This is a genomic window from Neisseria sp. S1, assembly GCF_048060015.1.
Classification (GTDB): domain Bacteria; phylum Pseudomonadota; class Gammaproteobacteria; order Burkholderiales; family Neisseriaceae; genus Neisseria; species Neisseria arctica.
The window spans coordinates 1-2058 of record NZ_JBLUPI010000031.1; the positions used below are offsets into that span (position 1 = coordinate 1).

General features: G+C 50.3%; 6 protein-coding genes and 1 pseudogene. All 7 read right to left on the reverse strand.

The genetic code is table 11. The annotated features are described in order from the left end of the window. Nucleotides 1-28: 28 nt before the first annotated feature. Nucleotides 29-526 carry a hypothetical protein gene (locus ACEPPX_RS11615; protein WP_416624167.1) on the reverse strand — a complete coding sequence of 166 codons (498 nt, stop codon included), beginning with the start codon at nucleotides 524-526 and terminating at the stop codon, nucleotides 29-31. Next, nucleotides 523-711 (reverse strand): hypothetical protein, encoded by a 189-nt coding sequence (locus ACEPPX_RS11620; protein WP_416624168.1) that lies wholly within the window; start codon nucleotides 709-711, stop codon nucleotides 523-525. The genes ACEPPX_RS11615 and ACEPPX_RS11620 overlap by 4 nt, the downstream gene beginning before the upstream one ends. A gap of 1 nt (nucleotide 712) precedes the next feature. Next, entirely contained in the window at nucleotides 713-925 is a 213-nt protein-coding gene (locus ACEPPX_RS11625) for a hypothetical protein (RefSeq protein WP_416624169.1), read from the reverse strand. Beyond that, on the reverse strand, nucleotides 922-1098 hold the full coding sequence (locus tag ACEPPX_RS11630) for a hypothetical protein (RefSeq protein ID WP_416624170.1): 177 nt from the start codon (nucleotides 1096-1098) through the stop codon (nucleotides 922-924). The genes ACEPPX_RS11625 and ACEPPX_RS11630 overlap by 4 nt, the downstream gene beginning before the upstream one ends. Beyond that, nucleotides 1095-1223 (reverse strand): hypothetical protein, encoded by a 129-nt coding sequence (locus ACEPPX_RS11635; protein ID WP_416624171.1) that lies wholly within the window; start codon nucleotides 1221-1223, stop codon nucleotides 1095-1097. Before ACEPPX_RS11635 ends, ACEPPX_RS11630 begins: the two co-directional genes overlap by 4 nt. A gap of 73 nt (nucleotides 1224-1296) precedes the next feature. Further along, nucleotides 1297-1716 (reverse strand): hypothetical protein, encoded by a 420-nt coding sequence (locus tag ACEPPX_RS11640; RefSeq protein ID WP_416624172.1) that lies wholly within the window; start codon nucleotides 1714-1716, stop codon nucleotides 1297-1299. 37 nt (nucleotides 1717-1753) lie between these two features. Next, nucleotides 1754-2058 (reverse strand): annotated as a pseudogene (locus ACEPPX_RS11645) (AAA family ATPase); the annotation flags it as partial.

A 2058-nucleotide genomic window follows, 5' to 3' on the forward strand; every position in this document is an offset into this window, starting at 1 on the left:
GCCCGCCGCAATTTCTTTTCTCAACCATTCAATTTCCCCCCTCATTTGCCCACTCCAACAATCCGCCCACACCTTGTCTCAGCTTGCTATCTGCTGGTTTGTCATCCTGCATCTGACCAACTGGCGCAACTGCCATACCCGCCGTCTTTTCTGGTGTCCAAAAGGTAATGTTTTCCAACAAATATCCGTGAGTAGTGAGCGGGGTTTGCAACTTACCCATATCGCGGGCTTCAAGGCAGCGATTAAATGCCCAAATCCAAGCCTCGCGCGGGGCGGGGTAGGCTTTGCGGTTACGGGTGATTTTGCAGGCCCTGATCATCGGTGCAATCTCACCGACCAGTTTGGCCACTCGGGCAAAGGTCAAATCTTTTTCACCCGGCCGAAACAGGGTCAGGTATTTCAGGCAGCACCGTACCAGTTCATCGGATATGCCCGACAATTCCACCAGCGCGCTACGGGCTTCGTCGTGGGCAATCAAGACATCAAGACTGCTGGTAGCTCCACAGGCAGGGCAACGTACTTTCATTCTTCGTCTCCTTCAATGCACACGAGCGTTCTATGATTGTTACCGTGATTGCGTTTTTTATAGGTTGGCGTTTGGTAGTAACGGATTGTCTTAACCTGCACATTCTGCCGTTTTGTCAGTTGATATACTGTTCCCATATCAATCAGATTTTCGCCTTTATATAGCGCATAGATTTTGGTATTCATCTCAAGCCACCTTTCTACCTGCCATAGCCAAATCCTTATTGCTCAAGCAATTCAATGCCGTCTGTACCAAACCGGCTTCGTCTTCACCTTTGTCTGCTGACACCATCATCAAAATAAACCGGTCATCCAAAGTGCTTAACTCGCAACATAAGAGGCCTGTTTGTTCGCGCCATACTTTGGCTTTAATATTGCTGTAGTCGCGCTCCACGTTCATTTTTCTTCCTCTTGTTTCAATCGATAAGTCACTAATACTTTTGATTGCAGTACCCCGTTTGCCTCCAACTTGGCCAGTTCCTGCTTTACTTGTGTCAGCGGCATCCGCAACACGTCCGCCAAAAACTCGGGGGAACACGGCATAGCGGTCAGTTGTAAAATACGCTCCCTCATCTCGCTACCTCCGCATCACCGAGAGGCAGCTCCTCATCGGGCATCGCTGCCCACGGATTCTTTTCATCTGCCGGTACCGTTTGTATTGGATGTTTTGAGATTTGCCGTTCAGGCTGATCAGGCATAACCCAAGCCAGTATCAGAGCAAACGGCATGCATAACAGCAGGCGGGTTATGAAAATTTTTATACACTCCATCTCACACCTTGCTTTCTTCGCTTGCATCGGAATCATCAATACCAGCTTCAACCGCCAGCTTTACGATGCCGTCCCACGTCAACATAAACTTCTTACCCGTGGTTTTGCTTTCTACAATCGGGGTTCCTTCTAGTGACAGTTGCATGGCATATTCTTTTTCACCCATCTTGCCACTACCTACTTCCTGCCGAAGCATCAGCGCCTCGCCCGAATTCAGCATTATTCCGTACCCTGATTCCGTGCATTCCGACCAGTTGTTGTCTTTGGCCAATTTGATTAACTCTTTATGGTCAATCGCGTAACCTTGACCTGTGCGGCCGTTAACCACATAAAGCGTGCCATCAAGTGCGGAAGAGCAGAGGTAGGTTTCATCTTCTCCGATCACCATGCCGTGTACTTTTTCCGTACATAAACCCGCCATTTCTTTGCTAACTGGCCATCCGTATTGTTTGCCCATCTCACACCCCCTGAACCACATCGGCATCGACAAGGTCGAACCCCAGTTCTGCCGCCTCATTCATGGCAGCGCTCACCAGATTGTTCACCGCCAGCGGATAAAGCAGGCTGTGCTGTTCTGCGCCTTTTGCCGTGCGGCTGCGTACCGTCAGGCGGTCGGCAATCGCATCAATGGCGCTCTCGTCCATCACTTTGGCGATGTCGCCGCCTGCTCGCTCAAACTTGTGTTTCAGATAGCCTTTGAGCTTGCCATCGGTCAGTGGCAGCAGAGTGACCAGCTCGCAGCGTTGCACCACTTCGCGTACAT

What these genes read in the sequence shown, in the direction of transcription:
- ACEPPX_RS11635 (WP_416624171.1), bottom strand. Translation starts at nt 1,223, where the DNA reads ATGCCTGATCAGCCTGAACGGCAAATCTCAAAACATCCAATACAAACG.
- ACEPPX_RS11625 (WP_416624169.1), bottom strand. Translation starts at nt 925, where the DNA reads ATGAACGTGGAGCGCGACTACAGCAATATTAAAGCCAAAGTATGGCGC.
- ACEPPX_RS11640 (WP_416624172.1), bottom strand. Translation starts at nt 1,716, where the DNA reads ATGGCGGGTTTATGTACGGAAAAAGTACACGGCATGGTGATCGGAGAA.
- ACEPPX_RS11615 (WP_416624167.1), bottom strand. Translation starts at nt 526, where the DNA reads ATGAAAGTACGTTGCCCTGCCTGTGGAGCTACCAGCAGTCTTGATGTC.
- ACEPPX_RS11630 (WP_416624170.1), bottom strand. Translation starts at nt 1,098, where the DNA reads ATGAGGGAGCGTATTTTACAACTGACCGCTATGCCGTGTTCCCCCGAG.
- ACEPPX_RS11620 (WP_416624168.1), bottom strand. Translation starts at nt 711, where the DNA reads ATGAATACCAAAATCTATGCGCTATATAAAGGCGAAAATCTGATTGAT.